The following is a 23,647-nucleotide window of genomic DNA, read 5'->3' as shown; positions in this document are numbered from 1 at the left end:
CTTGAGCTATCCCCCACAGAAGTTCTCTTCCTCACAAACAGCTAGTATGGAGAGGTTCTAAGAAATTAACTGCCTTTAAAAAGAAATAAAAACGTGAAATCAAGTTGATGATTTCACGTTTAACTTATTGACTACTGCTCTTCATATGCAGATATAATTTTAGCAACTAATGGGTGACGTACTACGTCGCCTTGCTCTAAATATTGGAAGTGTATGCCAGAAACTTGTTGTAGTATTTTTTCTGCTACTATGAGACCTGACTCTGCACCTTTTGGTAAATCTATTTGAGTTTTATCTCCAGTTATGACCATTTTTGAACCAAAGCCTAATCGTGTTAAGAACATTTTCATTTGAGCTTTTGTAGTATTTTGGGCCTCGTCCAGAATAACAAAAGCATCATCTAACGTTCTGCCGCGCATATAAGCAAGAGGAGCAATTTCTATTGTACCACGTTCCATAAGGCGATCCGTTTGCTCTGTTCCTAATACATCATGTAATGCATCATACAAAGGACGTAAATAAGGGTCTACCTTCTCTTTTAGATCTCCTGGTAGGAATCCTAGACTTTCCCCTGCCTCAACTGCTGGACGTGTTAAAATGATTCTCTTAACGTGTGCATTTTTTAAAGCTTGTGTAGCCATTACTACAGCAAGGTAAGTTTTTCCCGTACCGGCTGGTCCAATTCCAAACGTTAAATCAGTATGTCTAATACCGTGGACATACTCTCTTTGTCCAATGGTTTTTGCCCGTATTGCCTTCCCTTTAGTATTTCGAGCTATTTCTTCATCATAAAGACTTGCAAAATATTCAATTGTTCCATTTGCACTCATTTCTATAGCTGTGGTTACGTCTCGAAGGTTAATATTAATACCTTTTCGAATTACAAGTAGAAGTTGTATGATTAGCTGCCTTGCATCTTCTACATTTTGTTCTTCACCAGCAATTTGTATTAGTTCTCCTCTGGTGATCAACTGCACCTTCAACTCTTCTTCAATCAGTTTAATATTCTTATCTGAAATACCAAGCAGCATTACTGCTTCAGTTGGATCCTGTAGATTAATATCTAATTGTTTTTGTTGGCTCATGTGTCGTCTCCTTGGGGTATAACTTGTGGTGTTGCAATATTTTCATTTATTAGTAATAATATCTTTCCTTTAACTTTATCATTTTCTATAGACATCTGTAAAACTTTATCTTCTAAGATTTGAGTGCCCCTCGGTAAATCATTCATAATTTTTTGAAATAATAAAGGTCGAACTAAATGCTCTACCGATTCTTCATCTAAGTCATAGGTAACTTTTTCACTGCCCTGTACATAGCCCGCTTTAAAATATGGCTGTAAGAATCTAGGCATAGCTATTTCCTTCCAATATTCATTGCTGTTATTGGATTTTTTCTCAATCAGCACTTCTCTAGTAGTCGGCTTTACAATGGTCACTTTTTTGGGAAGTTCGAAGTTAAGCTCTATCCAATAACTTGCATAGACCTTGCCCTCTGCGCTAGTTATAATTCGTTTCTCTCCCTGAGTAACAAAGCCGTTTACAAGTATGTCACCTTTTTTTACAGCAGCATTCTTCTCGACTGCTCTAACTCCTTTTACTAACTCAAAGTCTGTAACAACGCCGCTTCTTTTAGCAATAAGATGAGATGCAGGAGCATTTTTCACTTCTCTCTCCTTCGTGATTGGAGCAAGCATCGGAGTCACTGTTAAAGTGGAACCTGATTGCGTGAAGTGTATCCAAGAGAACTCCTTATGCTTTAAAAGTAACTTTTGCCGAATTTCTTGTTCTGACGGTAAAGAAGAAATACGTATACGTTCTTTAATTTTCATTTCTTTCAGTTGTTCTGTAATTAGAATATTGCTTTCTGGCGTATAAGAGTCAATATTGATCTTCCATATAAATTGTGCCAAAACCACTGGTATTATGAAAAAAAAGATTACCCCGATTATGGAATATGAATATAAAGAAATCGTACGATTTTTTGTCTCATCTTTTAGATGCACAGGAATCTTCAATGTTTTCCTTATCTTTCTAAACTCTTTAAGATCCTTACGTTTGATAGAAAAGAACAAGCTTTCTTCTGTGCTATACACCCGATATACTTCAATTTGTTGTGATAACAGCTTTTGAAATAATAGAAACTGATCAGTAGAGCTTGGCAATTGGATCCTAATTAATTGTTGTGGCATCAGCTGCTTTCCTTCCTAATTAATTTAAAGTGAAGGAGTTTGTCTACCTGAAGATGAAGGCGCTCCATCGACATGGACTTTATAGACAAACGGTCTGCTTTTATTTCTAGAAGATAATGGTTGTAGGAACAGACTAACTCCGTATCTGTTAACCGAAGAAGAGAAATTTCATAATCTAATATAATGTCATCAAAGTTATCAATCATAATACTCGCATGGAGTGGAAATAATTGTTTGATAAAAAACACCCCTTTACATGAATTTATGCATGTAAAGGGGTGTTCATGAGTTATCTTTTAGATTTTGGCGGAGCTAATATCTCTGATAAGACAATGGCGCGCATTAGCTCTTCTTTTGTATCGGGCATTATTTCTTGAACGACCGATTTTTTTGTTATATTTGTAGGTCCCACTTGATGGACAGAAAGACGGCCTGTTGACCTCGGTACACCTTGATCTCTCCCTACTTCTCTTCCGACTTTTTCAACAATAGGAGGAGCTGCTGCCTGTACTACTTGTTTTGGAGCTTGCTTTCTAGGTGTTTGTTTTCTTTCGGGTCTAGCTTGTTGTTGCTCCTGCTGAAACTCTTTTGCTAAATCCCCTAAGCTTTTAAAGGGATTTGGGTTAACAGGTTTTTGCTGTGGAGCATTTTGGGTGTTACGAGGTGCAGGTTTGGGAGCCGGCTTTTCTTCCGGCTTCTTTCTGCCAAACAATGAACTAAGGATAATAATTATTAATGGTATTATTAAACCTTCCAAGGAGAAGTCCTCCTTCCTGAGCTAATACTAGTCTTTCAACTCATCCGTTGAAGGCTTGTCATTTCCTACCTTGCTAATTGAGTCTCTCATACCAGTGTCCGCTTTAATGTTGTTATAATTCATGTAATCCATGACACCCATGTTACCTTCACGAAGTGCTTCAGCCATTGCGCGAGGAACCTCTGCCTCTGCTTCAACAACTTTAGAGCGCATTTCGACAACTTTTGCTTTCATCTCTTGCTCAGATGCTACAGCCATTGCACGACGTTCTTCCGCTTTAGCTTGGGCAATTTTCTTATCTGCTTCAGCTTGTTCCGTTTGTAGTTCTGCACCAATATTTTTACCGACATCAACGTCCGCAATATCAATCGACAGAATTTCAAATGCAGTACCAGAGTCTAATCCTTTAGATAACACAGTTTGCGAAATTAGGTCAGGATTTTCTAATACACGTTCATGGCTAGTACTAGAACCTATTGTAGATACAATCCCTTCCCCAACACGTGCTACAATTGTTTCTTCACCAGCACCACCGACTAAACGATCGATATTGGCACGAACGGTAATACGTGCTTTTGCTTTTACTTCAATACCATTCATAGCTACACCGGCGATAAACGGTGTTTCAATAACTTTAGGGTTAACAGACATTTGTACTGCTTCTAATACGTCACGACCTGCTAAGTCAATAGCTGCTGCACGCTCAAACGTCAACTCGATGTTTGCACGATGTGCAGCGATTAATGCATTAACAACTCGGTCAACATTACCACCTGCTAAGTAATGGCTTTCTAATTGATTGATCGTTACATTTAATCCAGCCTTATGTGCTTTAATAAGCGGGTTTACGATACGTGACGGAATTACTCGACGTAACCTCATCCCTACTAATGTGAAAATACTAATTTTAACTCCTGCAGCCAATGCTGAAATCCAAAGTGCTATCGGGAAAAATGTTAAAAATACCGATAACAAAATGAATGCAATGACAATAATAACTATAGTACCAATCATGCCTGAAGAAATCATTGTGTTGCCTCCCCTTCTCTTGCTTCTCGAACAACAATTCGAGAGCCTTCCACCTTGATAATTACTACTTTCTTATCTTTGCCGATAAAACTACCATCAGATACCGCATCGATACGTTCATTCTCAATACGTATAGTCCCTGAAGGTCTAAGCTGTGTCATTGTCTCTGCTATTTTTCCAACTAAATCTAAACGATTTTGATTAGAAACGTACCCTTGTTCAGTAGTAGTAGCATCCGTCAAAATCATTTTATTTAACAATCTCACTCTTTTACCAAAGAATTTCACAATAATCACCATTCCTAATATAGCTACTGTTATTGCAATTAAAACAGCAACACTCATGTAAAAAAGATTACCACCTGCTAATATTATACTAAATAAAACAGCTGCTAAACCTATTATACCAATAATTCCTCCTGGTACAAAAAATTCAGCGATAATTAATATAATACCTAAAACCAATAAAATAATGGATTCATACCCTGCCAATCCTGCTACAAGATGCCCGTAAAAGAAAAGACCTAATGAAAGTAATCCTACCGTCCCAGGAAGACCAAAACCTGGTGAATATAACTCTAGGACCAAGCCAAGACTTGCTAGAGATAATAAAATAGGAACTACTACTGGATTTGTAACAATACGCGCGAGAGTTTCTACAAAAGCTTGCTCTGTTTCCACTACTTTTGCACCTTCAAGATTGCTTGCAGTTAGTAACTCAGCGAATGTCGCAACAGTTCCCTCGGAATAACCTACTTCTATGGCCTCATTTGCTGAAAGCGTTAACAATTCTCCCTTTCCTGCTCGGTACTGAGGAAGATCTACGGATTCATCAGCCATTGCCTGTGCATAAATAGGATTTTTCCCTGTTCTTTCCGCTGCGTTTATCATTTTAGCCTTCCAAGCACTCGTTGCTTTCATGTCTGCAGCATTTCCTGCATTGTCAATGACAGCTGCAGCTCCCATAGAACCATTTGGTGACATATAAATTTCATCTGTGTGCAGTGCTAAGTAAGCCCCTGCCGATAATGCCTCTGAATTAATATAGGCTATTTTGCGAATATCGGTAGAATCTAACAAGTTCACGATACTTTCTGCAGAATTTACAAACCCTCCTGGCGTGTTTATATCGAAGATGATGGCATCTGCTCCTGCTTCCTCCGCTTCCTTAATAGATCGCTTTAAAAAAGCATACAGACCATTCTCTACTTCCTTATAAACGGGAACTTTATAGACTAGCTTGGAGTCTGCAGAAAAAGCTGGAGTCAACATAGCAAAAGCGGCAAGCAGCAAACAAAAAGAAATTAACAGCCGCGATAATTTCACACTTAAACCTCCCTTCATCTATATGTATATTATTGTTTACGGATGAAAATCTTAAAAGTTTCATTTTATTAAGAAAAATATTTTGATTATGAGATAAATTTAATTGTTTATGTTCATGTCAATTGATTTGAAGACGAGATTACAGTGGTCCAAGAGTATAGTCTTAATACCTGGTGCAAGCCAAGAGAACGTGATTCGAAAAAAAATGCCCAGGCATAAAAGCCTGGGCATTTTCCTTGTTTTTTATACTGTTAATTCGGTTGCAATTCATATGCTAATACAGTTGTTAGTTACGTTTTCGTGTTTTCTCTCCATCAACCGAAACCACAGGCATAATATCCAGTCTCCTTTTTCGATTCCTACTAAATCATACCTTTATTTGTCCTACAACACTATATTTACCATGGTTTTTGAAAGGTCATTCTTAAGTCATCTTTCACGCGCATTAACTTTCCCCTTAACCCATCATACCAAGACGGAGCATCCATGATGACTTCATGATCTAGCGAAATCGATAACTTGTAGAATTTATATAAATTCGCATATCTTTGAAACCGTGGAAATTGAGCCACTATATCATTTTCTAGATTCATTTTAGAGCGATAACCATTCAAAAAAGACTGCATTAATACTTTTGAAGAAGGATTTTCTTCTCCAATAAAATCATCAAGGGCTATTACAATATCAATCGCATACCAATGGTACATTGCATCATCAAAGTCGATTACATGGAAACAATTTTTATTCTCTTCAAAAAAGATATTATCCAGCTGGAAATCATAGTGTATGAGTCCATACGTATCATTATCCTTCGGTAGCGATTGAAGCCATGACGTAACTTTATTTAGCTCCTCTAGGGCAATACGATCCGAAGGGTGCCTTTGAAACACACCTTCCATGAGCTCCACTGTGTCCAACCAACTTTTTCTTCTTACAAATCCAGGCTCGAATTTTTTCGACAGAGTGTGTAGTGAGCCAAGGGATTTTCCCCACTTCTCCATCTGTATTTCAGTAATATCATCCGAATCCATGTTAATCCCATTTGCTTTACTAAACACAACAGCCATATACGTTCCTTCAGGAGCCATTAGTGTTTCAATTAATTCTCCATTCTTTGAACGAATTGGTACGACAGATGGAAAACCATTTAAGTATACATATTGCATATACTCTAACTCAGCTTTTATTTGGTCCATAGTTTGATCCTGTTCAAAACTAAATCGTAAAAAATATTGATTTTGATTTTGTTTAAAAGCATATACAAAGTTTGAACTTGCGCGCCATAGTTCTAATGAACCCTCATCATTTTCCCACAATTCAACGAGGTTTTGAGCGACGGTATTTGAAGCTAATACGTGTACCATGTTTTCTAAATTCATCATCTCTTGTTTTTCCTCCCATTACCTTGAGAGGTTAATACCCTAGTTAAAAAGTAATGCCTCTCATTAGTATACTGTTTTGAAATTCTTTCATTTTCAATATGTCACCCCTTCCAGAAGTTTCGGCTATAAGAATTCAATAGCCATATATCTTCTTTACATTCTAGATATAATTACAAATCCCTTTTTTACGCAGAAAAGCAAAAAAAGCACTTGAACGATAATCGTTCGAGTGCTCAATTCTATTCGTTTATGGATTTTTTCGGTGCTCCCTATATTACATACAGCTAATCTCTTTTAAACTATAAATTAAAATAAACCGAGAAAATAAATTTTCTCGGTTTACATAATTGTAAATGTTAATCATACAGTACGTGTTTTGAACGTAGGGATGGTTGGGATTAAATTACCACTTACGTTTACGTGCAGCTTCTGATTTCTTTTTACGTTTCACGCTTGGTTTTTCATAAAACTCGCGCTTTCTAACCTCTTGAATTGTACCACTTTTAGATACAGTACGTTTGAAGCGGCGAAGAGCATCTTCAAGCGATTCGTTTTTGCGAACGACAGTTTTTGACATCTCTCTTTCCCTCCCTCCGAACACACGTCAGTACATAACCAAGTGTTATGTACTAAAAAATTATACCGTATATTATAGACTTGGTCAATACTTTGGTTTTAAATATTCACCAATTAATAATCTGACTTACTTTCTAAGCCATTTACAATATCTACACCAGAACTTGCACCAATTCTAGTAGCTCCTGCTTCAACCATAGCTTCTAAATCAGCAAGACTTCTAACTCCTCCAGAAGCTTTCACACCTAGCTCAGGACCTACTGTTTCGCGCATTAATTTAACTGCTTCGACAGTTGCTCCTCCAGTTGAAAAACCAGTAGAAGTTTTGACAAAATCTGCCCCAGCTAATTTAGATAGTTCGCTAGCTTTAGCTATCTGCTCATTTGTTAATAAACAAGTTTCTAAAATTACTTTTACAATAGCTTTGCCTTTAGCTGCTTGTACTACTGCTTCAATATCCTTTTGAACATAATCAAAATCGCCGTCTTTTAAAGCTCCAACGTTTAAAACCATGTCTATTTCATCTGCACCTTTTTCAATAGCATCCGTAGTTTCAAATGCTTTTACTTCGCTTGTGCTAGCCCCTAATGGGAATCCGATTACTGTACATACCTTAACCGGTGAGTCTTTTAATAGAGAAGCACTTAGGCTAACCCAAGTCGGATTAACGCAAACAGATGCAAATACATGTTGTTTTGCTTCCCCACAAAGTTTTTCAATTTGATTTTTAGTAGCATCTTGCTTTAATAACGTATGATCTATAAGTGCTGCTATATTATTTGTCATTTTAAAATCTCCTTCTTAGTTGTACGTACCTCTTAATATTACTAGTAAACATAAGAAAAGCCAAGCAACTATGTTTCTTCCAACAAAAAAAGCTAGTGACCTAAGTCAAACTAGCTCTTTAACTTCTTCTAACACACGAACAAATTGACCAATATTTTGAGGATAGCCTGCTCGCGTTATTTTTACTCTTACTAATTTTCCGATCAGTTCCTCAGAGCCAGGTATAGCAACTTTTAAATAATTATCCGTATAGCCTTCTACCATGGTTTCTCCCGTTTCTGAAGTGATAACTTCCTCTGGGATGATTTCAAGAACCTCTCCCTCGAAGCGAGATGCATATTCTACAGCCAGCTGATCATTTAAACTAATAAGTCTGTGTACTCGTTCGTTTTTAATTTCTTCATCCACTTGATTTTCCATTCTAGCAGCAGGGGTACCTGTACGTTTTGAGTAAGGGAAAACATGTAGTTCAGAAAATCTTTGGTCACGAATAAAGCTATATGTTTCCATAAATTCTTCTTCTGTCTCTCCCGGAAATCCTACAATTACATCTGATGTAATCGCCAAATCAGGAAGTGCATCTCTTAAACGGTCTAAGCGATTTGCAAAAAATTCCATTGTATATTTTCTACGCATTCTTTTTAGTACAGTATCAGAGCCTGACTGAATTGGTATGTGTAAATGCCTTACAACTATATTCGATTGCTTTAAAACATCGATTACTTCATCTGATAGCTGACTAGCTTCTATTGAACTAATTCGAAGACGTTTAAGTCCCTTTACATTTGTTTCAATATCTCTTAATAGTTGAGCAAGATTATAATCCTTTAAATCTTCTCCGTATCCACCAGTATGTATACCAGTCAAGACGATTTCTAGATAACCAGCATCAACTAACTGTTGTGCTTGTCTAACTACTTCTTGTGGGTCTCGGGATCTCATCAAGCCACGTGCCCAAGGAATGATACAAAAAGTACAGAAATTGTTACATCCTTCTTGTATTTTAAGAGAAGCACGTGTACGGTCAGTAAAAGCAGGTACATCCAGCTCTTCATATACACGATTTTTCATAATGTTTCCTACCGCATTAATAGGTTTACGCTCCATTTTGTATTGTTCAATGTAACCAAGCATTTTTGTACGCTCTTGGGTACCAACGACAATATCAACACCAGGAATCGCCATTATTTCTGCAGGAGAGGTTTGTGCGTAACAGCCGGTAACACAAATAACAGCATCAGGGTTTTGACGAATAGCTCTTCGTATAACCTGTCTACTCTTTTTATCACCAGTATTTGTTACAGTACATGTATTAATTACATAAACGTCTGATTTTTTTTCGAAGTCTGTACGTTCATAACCATTTTCTTTAAACAGTTGCCAAATGGCCTCTGTTTCATAATGATTTACCTTACAGCCTAATGTATGGAATGCAACGGATGACATATCCTTACACCTCTTTCATTCATATTCATAGGAAATAGCAGCAAGCGCATACAACGGCGCAGTTTCAGTTCTTAATATTCTAGGACCAAGTGCAATGGGTTGAAAATCATTGTCTAAAAGTTGCTTAACCTCATGTCTATCTAGTCCACCTTCTGGACCAAAAACAATCAGTATCGATTGTTTATCATACACCTTTTTTAATTGGTCAGCAAACTTTTGTCGCTCAGTTAATTTTGCATCCTCTTCATCAGCAACAAATTTAACGTCATATTGCTTAGAGACTTCTATTAGGTCTTTCAAGCTCTTAGGACTATGTATGTGAGGAATAGATGAGCGATGGGACTGTTCCGCCGCTTCTTTTGCAATCTTTTGCAGTCTTGCTATTTTTTTCTCGTTTTTTTGCTTGTCCCATTTCACGATAGAGCGCTTTGCTTCAAAAGGAAAGAGGGAATGCATACCAAGTTCAGTGGCCTTCTGTGTGATTAGTTCTAGTTTGTCACCCTTTGGTAATCCACAGGCAATAGAAACCTTAATTGGCATTTCATTTGTTTTTAACACTTTTTCTTTTGTTTCTAAAATGACTTCTTTGCTAGTTCCAGAAAGAATAGTCATAATATACGTTTCTTTAGCGGCCACTATATAAACTTCATCACCAGGTGACATGCGCATCACTTGAATCATATGATGCGCATCGTCTCCAAGAATTTTTATAGTAGAATTCTCATCTAACGGTTTTTCTGTAAAATAACGTTGCAAGACAACTACTCCTTTACTTAACAGGCTTTCTTGAAATGATAGTTACCCAATCTTCCATCATCATTATTTCATCTATTTCAAAACCAGAATTTTGAAGAGCAGTTTTCACATCATCTTTTTTAGTCGAAATTATTCCAGAAGTTATGAATAGCCCACCAGACTTAACAATAGTATAAGCGTCATCGGTAAATGTCATAATGATTTCAGCTAAAATATTGGCAACAACTATATCTGCTTGTTCTGTAATATTGTCTAATAGATTACCATGAGTAACTTTTACAATATCGCTCACTCTATTAATCGCGATGTTTTCTTGTGCAGATCTTACTGCAACTTCATCTAAATCAAGTGCGTGAACTGTAACTGCCCCTAGTTTAGCTGCTCCAATAGATAACACACCAGAACCAGTGCCTACATCGACAACTGATAGGTTAGGCTTCACTGTTTTTTCAAGTGCCTGCAAGCACATAACGGTAGTAGGGTGTGTCCCTGTACCAAACGCCATACCTGGATCTAACTCTATAATTAATTCATCAGAGTTCACTCTATTATATTCTTCCCAAGTAGGAACAATTGTAAATCTGTTAGAGATTTTAACTGGGTGATAGTACTTTTTCCAAGCAGTCGCCCAATCTTCTTCGTCTACTTCGGTTACGGTTATAATATTATGTCCAAGGTCAATATTAAAATTTAGTAAGTTGTTGATCGCAAGTTTGATCTCTTCCACCGTTTCTAATAGAAAGCTTGTTTCAGCCAAATAAGCTTTAATACGCACTCCGTCTACTGGAAAATCATCTGGATTTAAGCTGTAGATCTCTCCAAAAACATCTTCTCTATCTCTAGCCAACTCTTCTGAATCCTCAATTACTACTCCACTAGCACCAGCTTCATGCAAAATATTGCTTACTGCTTCCACTGCCTCATTAGTAGTATGAATGGATAGCTCAGACCATTTCACTTGCTCCAACTCCTTATTCGCCTTTTATCGTTCTCTTGATTTTGTCAAATAATGTACTACCTTGCTCTTCCGGTATATCACCGCTGATTTCTGCAAACTCACGTAATAATTGTTTTTGTTTTTCAGTCAGTTTCTTAGGCGTGATTACTTTTACGATTACATGCTGATCTCCCATGCCATAGCCATGCACATTTTTTACACCTTTTCCTTTAAGACGGAATTTCGTAGAAGACTGCGTGCCCGCTGGGATTTTTAATTTTACTTTTCCTTGGACAGTTGGAATCTCTACTTCATCCCCAAGTGCCGCTTGTGCGAATGTCAAAGGTAATTCGTAATAAATATCGTCACCATCACGTTCAAATCTTGGATCGGCTTTCACTCTAAATACAACGTATAGATCTCCTGCTGGACCACCATTTACACCTGGTTCACCTTGACCGCTAACTCGTAATTGTTGACCATCATCTACACCCGCTGGAATAGTGATTTTAATCTTCTTGCGCTTATTAACTGTTCCATTACCATGACACGTTGAACATTTATCTTTGATAATTTTCCCAGTTCCTTCGCAATAATTACATGCTCGTTTCGTTTGAATTCTTCCGAAAGGAGTGTCTTGCGTAACATTAACTTGACCGTTTCCGTTACAGTGTGTACATTTTTCTGGATGTGTGCCTTTTTTAGCTCCAGTACCATTACACGTATCACAAGTTTCTTCTTTAGCTACTTCAATCTCTTTTTCCATACCAAATACTGCTTCTTCAAATTCTATAGTCATAGAGTACTGAAGGTCATTTCCTTTTCTAGGAGCATTCGGGTCACGACGACGCGAACCTCCTCCTCCAAAGAACGAGCTGAAAATATCTTCAAATCCAAATCCATCCGCGCCACTAAATCCGCCACCAAAACCTTGGTTAGGACCTGCATGACCGAATTGATCGTATTGTGCACGTTTTTGATCGTCGCTTAATACTTCATATGCTTCTGAAATTTCCTTAAATTTATCTTCAGCGTTAGCTTCCTTATTGATATCTGGGTGATACTGTTTAGATAATTTGCGATACGCCTTTTTTATCTCATCTCCAGAAGCTCCCTTGGCTACTCCAAGGACTTCGTAATAATCACGTTTGCTCATAGTTCACTCTCCTGCTCTGTTAACTTACACATAAAGATAATTGTAACATGGATAAATTCCTAATAGCAAAACAAATAGCGTATTTCTCCATGCTACTAATTACATGGAAAAAGCCAAAGCCGAAAACGGTCTTTGACTTTTCCTGTTGACATTACTTGTCTTTATCGTCCTTTACTTCTTCAAACTCTGCATCGACTACACCGTCATCAGATGGCCCGTCTTCTTGTTGTCCGTTAGCCGCTGCATCCGCTTGTGCTTGTTCATAAAGCTTCATAGTCAGCTGTTGAACGATTTCGTTTAATTTATCTTTTTTCGCTTTAATATCTTCTAAATTTCCAGCTTCTAGAGCTGCTTTTAACTCTTCTTTTGCATCTTCAGCAGATTTTTTCTCATCGTCTGAAACTTTGCCTTCCAAATCTTTTAGTGTTTTTTCAGTCATAAACACTAATTGGTCCGCTTCATTCTTAACTTCTGCTTCTTCTTTGCGTACTTTATCCGCGTCAGCATTTGCTTCTGCTTCTTTTACCATACGTTCAATTTCTTCATCCGATAAAGATGAATTAGATTGAATTGTAATTGTTTGCTCTTTTTGTGTTCCAAGATCTTTCGCCTTAACATTTACGATACCATTTTTGTCGATATCAAACGTCACTTCGATTTGTGGTACTCCACGAGGTGCTGGTGGAATATCCGCAAGTTGGAAACGACCAAGCGTTTTATTGTCAGCTGCCATTGGACGCTCACCTTGTAATACATGAATATCTACTGCCGGTTGGTTATCAGCAGCTGTTGAGAAAGTTTGAGATTTAGAAGTTGGTATTGTCGTATTACGTTCAATTAACTTCGTAAATACTCCGCCCATTGTTTCAATCCCTAAAGAAAGTGGTGTTACGTCTAAAAGTACTACGTCTTTTACGTCACCAGTTAAAACTCCACCTTGTACTGCTGCTCCCATTGCTACTACTTCATCTGGGTTAACACCTTTATGTGGCTCTTTACCTGTTTCTTTTTTAATCGCTTCTTGTACAGCTGGAATACGAGTAGATCCACCAACTAAGATAACTTTGTCAATTTGTGAAGAAGATAATCCAGCATCTTTTAATGCTTGACGTGTTGGAACCATTGTACGCTCTACTAAATGAGCTGTTAAATCATCGAATTTAGCACGAGTCATAGTAACTTCTAAGTGAAGTGGACCTGCCTCACCAGCAGTGATGAATGGTAATGAGATTTGTGTTGAAGTAACACCTGAAAGATCCTTTTTAGCTTTTTCAGCAGCATCTTTCAAACGTTGCACTGCCATTTTGTCTTTAGAAAGATCAATACCGTTATCCTTTTTAAACTCTTGTACTAGGAAATCCATAACTACTTGGTCAAAGTCATCCCCACCAAGACGGTTGTCCCCAGCTGTAGCTAGTACTTCAAATACACCATCTCCAAGTTCAAGAATAGATACGTCAAAAGTACCTCCACCTAGATCATAAACAAGGATTTTTTCATCGTGATCCATTTTATCTAAGCCGTAAGCTAGCGCTGCAGCAGTAGGTTCGTTAATGATACGCTCAACTTCTAGCCCTGCGATACGCCCAGCATCTTTTGTAGCTTGGCGTTCTGCATCATTAAAATATGCAGGAACAGTGATTACTGCTTTTGTAACTTTTTCTCCAAGGTATTCTTCTGCGAAACCTTTTAAATATTGAAGGATCATTGCTGATACTTCTTGAGGAGTATAGTCTTTTCCTTCAGCACTTACTTTTTCACTAGTTCCCATTAAACGTTTAACTGAAGAAATTGTATTTGGGTTTGTAATAGATTGACGTTTAGCTACTTCCCCAACCTGTTTTTCGCCATTTTTAAAAGCTACTACAGATGGAGTTGTACGATTTCCTTCTGGATTTGGAATTACTTTTGGCTCTCCGCCTTCTAGTACAGATACACATGAGTTTGTTGTTCCTAAGTCAATACCGATAATTTTTGACATACAATTTTCCTCCTAATAAATACTGTTATATGCAATTTATATTATAACTGGCAACCTAATGGACACCAATAAAAATCAGTTTATATTTTATTCGTTTACTTTTACCATTGCTGGTCTAAGAATTCGATCCTTCAATTTGTAGCCTTTTTGTAGTTCTTGAAGAACAATACCTGAATCTTGGCTTTCGTCTTTTTCCTGCATAACTGCATGGTGAAGATTTGGATCAAAAGGTTTTCCCTCTGACTCAACTGATTCCAATCCTTCTTTTTCAACAGCTGCTACAAGAGAACGATAAACCATATCTACACCCTTAGTTAAAGAAATCGCTTCTTCAGATGTAGCTTCAACAGCAAGTGCTCGTTCTAAGTTGTCTAATACAGGTAACAAATCGCTAAGTAAAGATTGGGCACGATATTTATAGTCTGCTTCTTTATCCTTTTGAACACGACGTTTGTAGTTTTCAAAGTCAGCACGCAGTCTTACCGTACGATCTTGTTCTTCTTCTAATTGTTGTTTCAAAAGCGTTAGTTCGTCTACTTCTTCTGCTTCAGTAGCTTCTTCTGATACATCTGCTTCTTTAATTTCGATCGCTTCTTCAGTTACCATTTCTTGTTCTGCTGATTCTTCTTCAGTCGATACATCTTTTACTTCTTCTTTTTGATTTTCCATTTAGCAGCAACTCTCCTTTATTCGTGTTGACCTCGTAATATTCTAGACAACTCTCTAGATAAGTCCCCACTCATTACATCCAACAAAGATACTACACGTTTGTAATCCATTCTCGTGGGACCTATGATGGCAATAGAACCACTTTGCTCTTCTCCAATATCATAAGAAGCTGTGATTATACTGCAATTATTCATTCCAAATTGGTTATTCTCAGAACCAATACTGATATTGATGCCTTTTTTGTTCAAATGGAAAAGTCCAGGGAATTCATTGACGTGTTCCATCCAATACATAATGCTTTTTGCTTTTTCCACATCATTAAATTCAGGCTGGCTTAACAATTGCATTTTTCCACCATAGTACACTTTATCCTCATGCTCAATTATCATCGCTTGGTTTAGAGAACCAAGTAGGTCATTTAACCGACCGTTATTCTGACGTAAGACGAACTGAGTGACAGCTTCTAACTTCATTTGTAGCTCGTGTAAATATACACCAACTAAATGTTCGTTTATGATATTGACCATTTTTTCAATATCGGAAGCAGTAAAGGCCTCAGGAATAGAAAAAACTCGATTTTCAACATGACCACTGTCCGTAACGATTATAGCTACTGCAGAATCGTCTGTAAGAGGAACAATTGAAAATCTTTTGACTCGATGCTTTCTCACATCTAAGCCTAACATAATAGAGGTATAGCTCGTTAGTTCAGACAAAATATTAGCTGACTTACGAATTATTTGCTCCGTCTCAACCTTTCTTTCCTCGAAAACGGAACGAATTTGTTTAATCTCTTCTTTTGAAACCATTTGTGGAGTTAGTAAGTTGTCTACATAGTAACGATAGCCTTTTTCTGATGGCACACGGCCAGAAGAGGTGTGAGTTTTTTCTAAATAACCCATATCTTCTAAATCTGCCATTTCGTTTCGAATCGTAGCAGGACTAAACGGTACTTCCTCCTTTTTCGAAAGTTGACGAGATCCAACTGGCTGAGCGGTATCAATAAAATCATCTACCGTTACTTGCAATATTAATAATTGCCTGTTAGTTAGCATGATTATCACCTCTGTTAGCACTCATCTGTAGAGAGTGCTAATACTCATATAAAACTTATCAAATCTAAAGAAAACTGTCAACGATTATGCGCCAAATTATTTAAGGAAATATTGAAATACTTCATTACCTACAAAACGTCCTCGAGTTGTAAGGAAAATGTGGTCTTCTTCTAAAGCCACAAGCTCTTTATGAATTAACTCTTCGATTTCTTTCCCGTATACCTCATGCAAAGTCTTGCTGTATTTTTGTTCGAAGACGGTTAAAGAAACTCCTCTGTTTTTTCGAAGACCTAAAAACATCTCTTCTTCCATTTTTTCTTCATAAGTAACCTCTTTTTGCATCATAATAGGCTTTTCACCTAAATCTAACTGCTGCATATACTTTTTAAGAGGGCCATGATTAGAATATCGTATTCCATTTACATAACCATGGGCGCCAGCCCCTAATCCAACATATTCGTCATTGTTCCAATATAAAAGATTATGCTCGGAGGCTTTTCCCTCATGAGAAAAATTACTAATCTCATATTGGTGATATCCGTTCGCTTTCATTTCATCCATTAAGAATCCATACATTTCAGCTTCTAAATCTTCACCTGGTAATGATAATTTCCCTTTTGAAAGAAGGTTATAGAATATGGTCTTAGGCTCAACTAGTAACGAGTATGCAGAGATATGAGGTATCTTCAGCTTAAAAGCCTCTTGGAGAGATTCCTTCCATTGCTCCATCGTTTGATTTGGCAATCCATACATTAAATCAATGCTTATAGAGGGGAAATTTGTTTCCTTCGCATATTCAATTACTTTATATACATGTTCATTGGAATGGGTTCTACCTAATATTTTTAACAAGTCTTGATTGAAAGTTTGCACTCCCATGCTTAATCTATTCACACCAAATTTTCGCATGAGCTGCATTTTTTCCAGGGTAAGCTCATCTGGATTAGCTTCTGATGAGAACTCCTTTACATGATCCAGTGGAATATGCTCTTGGATAAGTGTTAACAACCGATCTAACTGTTCAAGTGATAAAGAAGTTGGAGTTCCTCCACCAAGAAAAATAGTTTCTATATGACCTTTCGATAAGTCGTCTTTCCAAAGAGCCATTTCTTTTCCTAAAGACTCAATATACTCATCTACTGGCTGATTATGAAAATAGAATTTATTAAAATCACAATAATTACATATTTGATGACAAAAAGGGATGTGTATATATACTCCGCGTACCATTAATAAGCCTTCTTTCTACGTTCTTTTATAAATACGAAGAAGGAGGCAAATAGTGCCTCCTTCTCCTAGTTATTTATCAAGCATCAAATATTGCACTAATTTGAATACTGTTTTCCGTAATTACCTACATAAATTATAGCTTATAATTCATGTTCCTTCAAACTATTGAAATTACACAGGGTTTTCCGATTTATTTATTAAGTTGGAATGATTTTAAGCAAGATAACCATCTTAAAGAAAAGGAGATGGTATGAAGATGATTAAAAAAGTGTTTATAGCCATAGGTATATGTATGTTAGCAACCACTGTGTCCATGAATATGTATTCAAGCACATATGCTCAAGACCAAGTTCCAGCATATGCGAAATGGGGAAAGCTAGCGGTAAAGGAGACACAAACTAAATATCCAAATGCGACTATTATTGACTACTTGCATATAGGAAGTGAAACAAAAGAGGATTCAACCATTGAAAGGTTTAAATTGTGGATGAAGGATGGCAATAAGGAATTTGGAGTTTTTATAAATATTAAATATACAACGGAAACAGGCAAATTAGTTAATATTGAATTTCAAGAAACTTCTCGATAATAAGAAAAGCGAAACCGCCTATGTCTGCCCCGACAGGCAAATGGAGAAAAGCGAGGAGGCAGTTCCCCAGCCACCGGAGCTTTTATCCATTTGACCCCGAGGGGCAAGGCGGTGGAGCTAGACATCTAGAAAAGCGAAACCGCCTATCCCTGCCCCGACAGGCAAATGGGGAAAAGCGAGGAGGCAGTACCCCAGCCACCGGAGCTTTTATCCATTTGACCCCGAGGGGCAAGGCGGTGGAGCTAGACATCAATTTCTCAATAGGTCCGAGTTTTATAATTTCCTAAACAAATAAAAGCCATGGAGGGTTTAAAAACCTCTCCATGGCAAACTAATATTATTTATTCGGCTCATCCATTTTAAGGACTGCCATAAACGCTTCTTGAGGTACTTCTACAGAACCTACTTGTTTCATACGTTTCTTACCTTCTTTTTGTTTTTCAAGAAGTTTACGTTTACGTGAGATATCTCCCCCGTAACATTTAGCTAAAACGTTTTTACCCATGGATTTAATCGTAGATCGTGCAATAATTTTTTGTCCGACTGCTGCTTGAACTGGTACCTCAAACTGCTGTCTCGGAATTAGTGCTTTTAGTTTTTCAACAATAAGCTTCCCGCGCTCGTATGCAAAATCTCTGTGCACGATAAAGCTTAAAGCATCTACTTTTTCCCCGTTCAATAAAATATCCATCTTTTGTAGTTTAGATTCCTTGTAACCGATAAGTTCGTAGTCAAAGGAAGCATAACCCTTAGTGCTGGATTTTAATGAATCAAAGAAATCATAGACGATCTCGGATAGTGGAATTTCATAGATAATATTTACACGAGCAGAAGATAAATAATCCATTGTGATGAAGTTACCACGCTTACGTTGGCAAAGCTCCATAACAGATCCAACATAATCCTCTGGAACCATGATAGAGGCTTTAACATAAGGCTCCTCTATTGCGTCTACCTTTTGAACGTCTGGCATCATAGAAGGATTATCAACTTTTAAAGTCTCTCCACTAGTCAACTTTACATTATAGATAACGCTTGGTGCTGTCGTAATAAGATCAATTTTAAATTCACGCTCGATACGTTCTTGAATAATCTCCATATGGAGCAATCCAAGGAAGCCACAGCGATATCCAAAACCTAGGGCTTGGGAAGATTCAGGTTCAAACTCTAGTGCAGAGTCATTTAGCTGCAGTTTTTCTAATGCATCTCGAAGATCATTATATTTAGAGTTATCAATTGGGTACAATCCACAGAACACCATTGGATTCATCTTACGGTAACCCGCTAATGCCACTTGTGCCGGATTATTCGCCAAAGTAATAGTATCCCCAACACTCGAATCGCCAACATCCTTCATAGAGGCTGTTAAGAAACCAACATCTCCGACAGTCAATTCATCACGTTGAGTAGTTCTAGGTGTGAAGACCCCTGTTTCTACAACATCAAATTCTTTGCCCGAAGACATCATTTTAATGCGATCTCCAGGTTTTACGGTTCCTTGCATAATTCGAATATAAACAATTACACCACGGTATGGATCAAATAATGAGTCAAAAATCAATGCTTCTAAAGGTGCTTCTGGATCACCAGTTGGCGCAGGAACTTTTTCCACGATTTGCTCTAAAATTTCTTCTATACCAATACCAGCTTTTGCTGAGGCATGAACAGCTTCTGAAGCATCTAAACCAATTACTTCTTCCACTTCTTTTTTTACACGCTCTGGATCAGCTGCAGGTAAATCAATTTTATTGATAACTGGTAAAATCTCTAAATCGTTATCTAATGCAAGATAAACGTTAGCTAACGTTTGTGCCTCAATTCCTTGTGCAGCATCAACAACTAAAATAGCACCTTCACAGGCTGCTAAGCTTCTAGATACCTCATAAGTAAAATCGACATGTCCAGGAGTATCGATTAAATGGAAAATATATTCTTCCCCATCTTGTGCCAAATACTTTAGCTGAACTGCATTTAATTTAATTGTAATTCCACGTTCTCTTTCAAGATCCATAGAGTCTAACAATTGGTCTTTCATTTCTCTAGATGTTAACGTCTTTGTTTTTTCTAAAATACGGTCAGCAAGCGTTGACTTCCCATGATCTATATGGGCGATTATAGAAAAGTTTCGTATCTTTTTCTGTCGTGCCAGTCTCTCTTCATTATTCATGCTTGTTCACTCCTAATTAAACTATTATGAATTATAGCAGTGAACAAGCGATACATCAATGTTAGGATGCATTTTGTTGATCAAAAACATTTGAAACTGCTTTCGCTAAGATTGCAATTGTCCTATTTAGTTCGACTTCTGTACTGTCAATGCCACCTAATTCAATAAGTATAGTGTTTTTATTTAGGTCTTGATTGTAGACTCCATCTACACCTTTTCCAGTTTTCAAGAAAACGCCTCTTGATATACCTGGCACTATTGTATTCATTTGTTCCGATAGTTTATTAGCTAGTTGCTCATTCCATTTATAGTTCGCATGCTCGCCGCCTACAACAAGCATGATTTTTGCATAGCTCTCTTCTCCAACTTTTAACGTAGTCACTTTTGCTTTTGCAGAGTCTCGGTGAATGTCTAGTACAATATCATAATTGTTTTGAGATAAGGCTTTCTGGACTAGAGGTCTAACCGAGTGATAATCTTTTGTACCATGTGGATTGTCGCTTGTTAGAAAATCAGTTTCTACATTATGAAAAGCAAACTGAGCAGTAATTTGCTCTTGAAAATTAGTAATATTTTTTTCTGGATGATAGATTTCAATTTTTTCTCCGCTGGCAGCTAATATTGGTTTAAAAGCTTCTTGCCAATGGGTAAAGTACACGAAAGCTTTTCTTGGCGGTTGCAAAATTTCTGCTACCGGATCGGCTATAGCTTCCGTTTCAGTTTCAGTTTCGGTCTCAGTTACCGGCGGTGTTTCAATTTGTGCCGCATAAACAACTGGGATATCCTCTTTTTTCTTTTCTACTGCTTTTTCAGTTGTTGCGTCCATGCTTAGAGGTGTTTGGACTGTTGCAATAATAATAGGCGCCAAAAATAAGAGTAATAAAATCGTAGTTAGCTTCTTTAACGTATTAGTCATAGGTTCCACTCTCCTCACACAATCGTATGAGAAGAGAAGGATTTTTAGAACGACTTATTTACTTACAAGCCAGGTTTCAATACCCGTAGAAAGCATGTAAGCATACTGTTCCACCCATAAATCTGTTTCCTTTGGCGTAACAAATAAGGATGGATTTTTTCCAACAAATACTTCCTCAAATAATTTTCTTTTTTCATCAGTTGACCAGCCAACCCATTCACCAAAGATAGGCTGTAGGACCTTTTTATCAATGTTCGTCTTATTAGAAACCATAGGAGTAACTGCTAAGGCAGAGGAAGGTTTCCCTTTTTCCTCTACACGTGCTGCAACATGATGAATAACCTGCTCTACCGCATCTGCATATAATACAGGTCCATCTACCACCATAGGTATACCAATTGCAGTAACCGGCACATTATATACCTCTTTAGAAATTTCCTTACGCTGGTTACCTACTCCTGACCCTGGATGAATACCTGTATTAGTTATTTGGATTGTCTTACATAAACGTTCGCTATTCCTTGCAGCAAGAGCATCCATCACTATAATTAAATCAGGTTGAAATGCTTCACTAATCGCACTAACAAAATCGCTAGTTTCGAAACCAGTCTGACCAGTAACACCCGGCGCATACATAACTACCTTTACTCGTTCATTGTTGGTCAAGGATGAATTTTGAAGATACTCGATTGCCTTGGGACCAATTGCATCAGGAGTAATAGTTGCATTTCCAAGTCCAATGATTAATATTTTAGATTGATCTGTGAGTTTAATTTCTTGATGCATATTCCGAAGATGGTCGACAAAGGCCCTGGCAATATTCTCAAAGCTCTTCTCATCATCTGGACTTAAGGTTAGATCGGTCAAGGTAATGTATTTCCCTTGTTTTTTACCTATTTGTTTCTCCCCTTCTGCATCCACTTCGATCGATGTAACCAATACGGCTCCATTCCTTGATTCCTCAAATTTTATACCTTTTGATTTTGCCAATGTATCTTTTTGATTTTCCGATCGGTGCTTTACCATTTCATCCGATTCATCGATTAAATCAGTTCTTCCCCACATAATTATCACCTCTGAAATAGTTTGTTCAAAGTGTCAAGTAAATATTCTTTGCATTTATATATTGCAATTTGTTTTTTCGTTTGTTAAAATAATGCTTGTTGTATAAATTCAGTTACCAACAAAATGTATCATCTCAGACCTTACTAGGAGGTGAAAGGTATGCCAAACATTAAATCTGCAATCAAACGTGTTAAGAAAAATGAGACTTTAAACACTCAAAATGCAAAGGCAAAATCAGCTATGCGTACTGCTGTCAAAAAAGCTGACACTGCTGCACTTAATAACGATGAAAACGCAAAAGAACTTATTAAAACTGCGATTCAACAAGTTGAAAAAGCAGCTTCTAAAGGTTTAATTCATAAAAACGCAGCTTCTCGTAAGAAAGCTCAATTAATGAAAAAAGCGTAAATAAAAAAGACTGTTCCGATGTCAAACTCGGTCAGTCTTTATTTTTTTTCATTAAATCATATTTTCTAAGAAGTTTCAGGAATAGAAAAAGAGCTTGGAGAACAATTTCCAAGCTCTCTATTATTTTTGTCTTAAAAATAATTCCTTATACTCCCTCGTCGAACTGACAAGTTAATCTTTCAAACCAGATGCCATTATTTTAACAAAAATAATTCAAGAATACGGTCTCTATTTGTATTCAAGGACTTTAACTGCAAATCTACTGTAGCCAAATCATTTAATGTATTTAAGAGCTTTTCCTCTTGATGTAACAGTGGATTGTCGAATAGTAATTTTACTCTGTAAGGGTGCACTTTTAATTGAGACGCAATTTGTTGCGCATGATAGCCTTTTTTCTTTAGATGACTCACCTGAATCATTAATCGCACTTGAGAAGCGATCAAGGCATTTAGCTTCAAAGGATCTTCCTTACGCTTAAGTAAATCATGATAAATCGCCATTGCTTCACTCTTTCGTCCAGATAAATACGCGTTCCCTAAAGTGAAAACGTCCTCCTCTAGCGTTCTAACAAGTAAAGATTTGACGGTATCTGCATCAATCTCATTCTCTTCTCCAATATATGTCGAAATTTTAGCAATTTCTGTTCTTAGGTGAACTAAATTTGTTCCTCCACTTTCAATTAGTCGTTCAACACCTTCATCTGTAATCGTTTTTCCTTCATTTGAAACTTCATGTAACACCCAGCTTTTTAAGTCATGAATTTGTAGACCCGCAGCTTCAATCACATTTGCTGTTTGCTTTATTGCCTTTGTTATCTTTTTGCGCTCATCCAGCTTTTCATAAGGTGCTACAAACACAACAATGGCAGTAGAAGAAGGATCTTTAAGCCAACTTTCTAGTAGAGCTGTATCGTGAACAATTTTTTCTTTGCCTTTTTCCGAGGCTTTTAAGAAAAATGCATTTTTTGCGATTATTAACTTTTTCTCAGAGAAAAAAGGAAGTGTGTCTGCCTCGTAAATGACATGTTCAATATTTTTTTCTTCTAGATCGAAGTAAATGACTTCTGCCTCTCCATCTTCTTCGAGTTTATTCTTTAATTTTTTTATTGTTTCTTCGATAAAATAAGCTTCCGTGCCATATAATAAATAGACGTTTGATATTTTACCATTAGAGATTTGCATCCATTTTTCTGAAATCATTTTGAATCTCCTTGCTCATCATTAGTA

Annotated in this window: 22 protein-coding genes; 2 read left to right on the top strand and 20 right to left on the bottom strand. The window is 37.1% G+C overall.

Going from position 1 to position 23,647, the window contains the following annotated elements; all coding sequences use genetic code 11:
- Positions 1-131: 131 nt before the first annotated feature.
- The 16 genes from MKY09_RS07995 to hemW all read right to left on the bottom strand — a co-directional run bounded on the left by MKY09_RS07995 (position 132) and on the right by hemW (position 17,276).
- A complete protein-coding gene (locus MKY09_RS07995; RefSeq protein ID WP_298472861.1) occupies positions 132-1,085 on the bottom strand; it encodes a PhoH family protein in 954 nt (317 codons plus the stop codon).
- A complete protein-coding gene (locus MKY09_RS07990) occupies positions 1,082-2,191 on the bottom strand; it encodes a sporulation protein YqfD (RefSeq protein WP_169358064.1) in 1,110 nt (369 codons plus the stop codon). Before MKY09_RS07990 ends, MKY09_RS07995 begins: the two co-directional genes overlap by 4 nt.
- Before the next feature lie 289 nt (positions 2,192-2,480).
- Positions 2,481-2,948, bottom strand: a complete 468-nt coding sequence (locus tag MKY09_RS07985; protein WP_298472864.1) for a hypothetical protein — start codon at positions 2,946-2,948, stop codon at positions 2,481-2,483.
- Positions 2,949-2,975: 27 nt separating this feature from the next.
- On the bottom strand, positions 2,976-3,962 hold the full coding sequence (gene floA, locus MKY09_RS07980) for a flotillin-like protein FloA (RefSeq protein ID WP_298472933.1): 987 nt from the start codon (positions 3,960-3,962) through the stop codon (positions 2,976-2,978).
- Positions 3,963-3,973: 11 nt separating this feature from the next.
- Positions 3,974-5,302 carry a nodulation protein NfeD gene (locus tag MKY09_RS07975; protein ID WP_298472866.1) on the bottom strand — a complete coding sequence of 443 codons (1,329 nt, stop codon included), beginning with the start codon at positions 5,300-5,302 and terminating at the stop codon, positions 3,974-3,976.
- A gap of 398 nt (positions 5,303-5,700) precedes the next feature.
- Positions 5,701-6,684: a phosphotransferase gene (locus MKY09_RS07970; protein ID WP_298472869.1), complete on the bottom strand. Its 984-nt coding sequence runs from the start codon at positions 6,682-6,684 to the stop codon at positions 5,701-5,703.
- Between the two features lie 403 nt (positions 6,685-7,087).
- A complete protein-coding gene (gene rpsU, locus MKY09_RS07965) occupies positions 7,088-7,261 on the bottom strand; it encodes a 30S ribosomal protein S21 (protein WP_004227078.1) in 174 nt (57 codons plus the stop codon).
- Positions 7,262-7,374: 113 nt separating this feature from the next.
- Positions 7,375-8,046 carry a deoxyribose-phosphate aldolase gene (gene deoC / locus MKY09_RS07960; RefSeq protein WP_169358060.1) on the bottom strand — a complete coding sequence of 224 codons (672 nt, stop codon included), beginning with the start codon at positions 8,044-8,046 and terminating at the stop codon, positions 7,375-7,377.
- 105 nt (positions 8,047-8,151) lie between these two features.
- Positions 8,152-9,492 carry a tRNA (N(6)-L-threonylcarbamoyladenosine(37)-C(2))-methylthiotransferase MtaB gene (gene mtaB, locus MKY09_RS07955; RefSeq protein WP_251555584.1) on the bottom strand — a complete coding sequence of 447 codons (1,341 nt, stop codon included), beginning with the start codon at positions 9,490-9,492 and terminating at the stop codon, positions 8,152-8,154.
- 15 nt (positions 9,493-9,507) lie between these two features.
- Entirely contained in the window at positions 9,508-10,248 is a 741-nt protein-coding gene (locus MKY09_RS07950) for a 16S rRNA (uracil(1498)-N(3))-methyltransferase (protein WP_298472890.1), read from the bottom strand.
- 13 nt (positions 10,249-10,261) lie between these two features.
- On the bottom strand, positions 10,262-11,206 hold the full coding sequence (prmA, locus tag MKY09_RS07945; protein WP_298472893.1) for a 50S ribosomal protein L11 methyltransferase: 945 nt from the start codon (positions 11,204-11,206) through the stop codon (positions 10,262-10,264).
- 13 nt (positions 11,207-11,219) lie between these two features.
- Positions 11,220-12,341: a molecular chaperone DnaJ gene (dnaJ, locus tag MKY09_RS07940; RefSeq protein ID WP_298472896.1), complete on the bottom strand. Its 1,122-nt coding sequence runs from the start codon at positions 12,339-12,341 to the stop codon at positions 11,220-11,222.
- Positions 12,342-12,492: 151 nt separating this feature from the next.
- Positions 12,493-14,322: a molecular chaperone DnaK gene (dnaK, locus tag MKY09_RS07935; RefSeq protein WP_169358055.1), complete on the bottom strand. Its 1,830-nt coding sequence runs from the start codon at positions 14,320-14,322 to the stop codon at positions 12,493-12,495.
- An 87-nt stretch (positions 14,323-14,409) separates the two neighbouring features.
- The gene (gene grpE, locus MKY09_RS07930; protein WP_342568023.1) at positions 14,410-14,991 is read right to left on the bottom strand and encodes a nucleotide exchange factor GrpE; all 582 of its coding nucleotides are present in this window, start codon (positions 14,989-14,991) and stop codon (positions 14,410-14,412) included.
- Positions 14,992-15,008: 17 nt separating this feature from the next.
- The gene (gene hrcA / locus MKY09_RS07925) at positions 15,009-16,046 is read right to left on the bottom strand and encodes a heat-inducible transcriptional repressor HrcA (RefSeq protein WP_298472902.1); all 1,038 of its coding nucleotides are present in this window, start codon (positions 16,044-16,046) and stop codon (positions 15,009-15,011) included.
- A gap of 96 nt (positions 16,047-16,142) precedes the next feature.
- On the bottom strand, positions 16,143-17,276 hold the full coding sequence (gene hemW, locus MKY09_RS07920) for a radical SAM family heme chaperone HemW (RefSeq protein WP_298472905.1): 1,134 nt from the start codon (positions 17,274-17,276) through the stop codon (positions 16,143-16,145).
- 256 nt (positions 17,277-17,532) lie between these two features.
- On the opposite strand from hemW, the gene MKY09_RS07915 reads away from it, so the two are divergent.
- Complete coding sequence (locus MKY09_RS07915) at positions 17,533-17,865, top strand: DUF3889 domain-containing protein (protein ID WP_342568022.1); 333 nt, start codon at positions 17,533-17,535, stop codon at positions 17,863-17,865.
- A gap of 337 nt (positions 17,866-18,202) precedes the next feature.
- Here MKY09_RS07915 and lepA read toward each other — a convergent pair whose 3' ends face one another.
- The 3 genes from lepA to gpr all read right to left on the bottom strand — a co-directional run bounded on the left by lepA (position 18,203) and on the right by gpr (position 22,013).
- A complete protein-coding gene (gene lepA, locus MKY09_RS07910; protein ID WP_169358050.1) occupies positions 18,203-20,032 on the bottom strand; it encodes a translation elongation factor 4 in 1,830 nt (609 codons plus the stop codon).
- A 61-nt stretch (positions 20,033-20,093) separates the two neighbouring features.
- Positions 20,094-20,948: a stage II sporulation protein P gene (spoIIP, locus tag MKY09_RS07905; protein WP_342568021.1), complete on the bottom strand. Its 855-nt coding sequence runs from the start codon at positions 20,946-20,948 to the stop codon at positions 20,094-20,096.
- A 54-nt stretch (positions 20,949-21,002) separates the two neighbouring features.
- Positions 21,003-22,013 (bottom strand): GPR endopeptidase, encoded by a 1,011-nt coding sequence (gpr, locus tag MKY09_RS07900; protein ID WP_342568020.1) that lies wholly within the window; start codon positions 22,011-22,013, stop codon positions 21,003-21,005.
- Between the two features lie 159 nt (positions 22,014-22,172).
- Between gpr and rpsT the strand changes: the two genes are divergently transcribed.
- Positions 22,173-22,421, top strand: coding sequence for a 30S ribosomal protein S20 (gene rpsT, locus MKY09_RS07895; RefSeq protein WP_169358047.1), 249 nt, complete (start codon positions 22,173-22,175; stop codon positions 22,419-22,421).
- 194 nt (positions 22,422-22,615) lie between these two features.
- Here the strand turns inward: rpsT and holA are convergent, their stop codons facing one another.
- Positions 22,616-23,620 (bottom strand): DNA polymerase III subunit delta, encoded by a 1,005-nt coding sequence (gene holA / locus MKY09_RS07890; RefSeq protein WP_342568019.1) that lies wholly within the window; start codon positions 23,618-23,620, stop codon positions 22,616-22,618.
- Between the last annotated feature and the right edge of the window lie 27 nt (positions 23,621-23,647).

The sequence above is a fragment of the Psychrobacillus sp. FSL K6-4046 genome (assembly GCF_038624605.1).
In the GTDB taxonomy this organism is placed as follows: domain Bacteria; phylum Bacillota; class Bacilli; order Bacillales_A; family Planococcaceae; genus Psychrobacillus.
This window is presented reverse-complemented; position numbering and strand designations above follow the sequence as displayed.